We start from the raw sequence: 873 nt of genomic DNA, 5'->3' as shown, positions 1-873 counted from the left end.
TCGGCGGAGCCGGACTTGTAGTTCTTCGGCCCGGTGTCGGCACTGCCGCCGCTGCCGGCTTCGGCACCAAAACCACCCAGCAGCACGCTGACGATGGAACGGTTCATCGCCTTGCACATGATGTAGGACAGAATGGCACCGGACGAGCCCACGCACGCGCCGGCAATGATCAGCACCGGGTTGTTCAGCGTAAAGCCGATACCCGCTGCCGCCCAGCCGGAGTAGCTGTTCAGCATGGACACCACCACCGGCATGTCGGCCCCGCCGATCGGGATGATCAGCGTCACGCCCAGCACCAGCGCAATGGCCACCATCATCAGGAAGGCGCCGTGGCTATCGGTCAGGAAGTACGCTACGCCAAAGCCCACCATGGCCAGCGCCAGCACCAGGTTCAGCAGGTGTTGGCCGCTGAAGTTCACTGCCTTGGCGCCAAACTTGCCGGACAGCTTGCCGTAGGCCACCACCGAGGCGGTGAAGGTAATGGCACCAATGAAGGCACCGATGAACAGCTCCACCTTCTGCACGCCGGTGTGCTCGACACCGGTGTGGAAGATGGCGGCCACGGCAATCAGCACCGCCGACAGGCCCACCAGCGAGTGCATGGCGGCCACCAGCTCGGGCATGCCGGTCATCTCGACGGTTTTGGCTTTGTACGCGCCAATGGCACCACCGGCCACGATGGCACCGACAATCAGCGCCAGCACCGGCTTGTCCATGATCATGAAGGTGGTGGCCACGGCAATCAGCATGCCGATAATGCCGTAGCGGTTACCCTGAATCGCCGTGGTGGGCGAGGACAGGCCTTTCAGTGCCAGGATGAACAGCACGGCTGCCACCAGGTAAAGTACTGCGGATACGTTCTCCATCTGCTGT

At 62.8% G+C, this 873-nt stretch carries 1 protein-coding gene; it reads right to left on the bottom strand.

Annotated elements, in window-relative coordinates:
* Positions 1-873 (bottom strand): NAD(P)(+) transhydrogenase (Re/Si-specific) subunit beta (locus tag ACZ9XP_RS17730; protein ID WP_465188941.1); only part of this gene is annotated, 873 nt, incomplete at both ends.

The sequence above is a fragment of the Vogesella perlucida genome, assembly GCF_979366545.1.
This window is presented reverse-complemented; position numbering and strand designations above follow the sequence as displayed.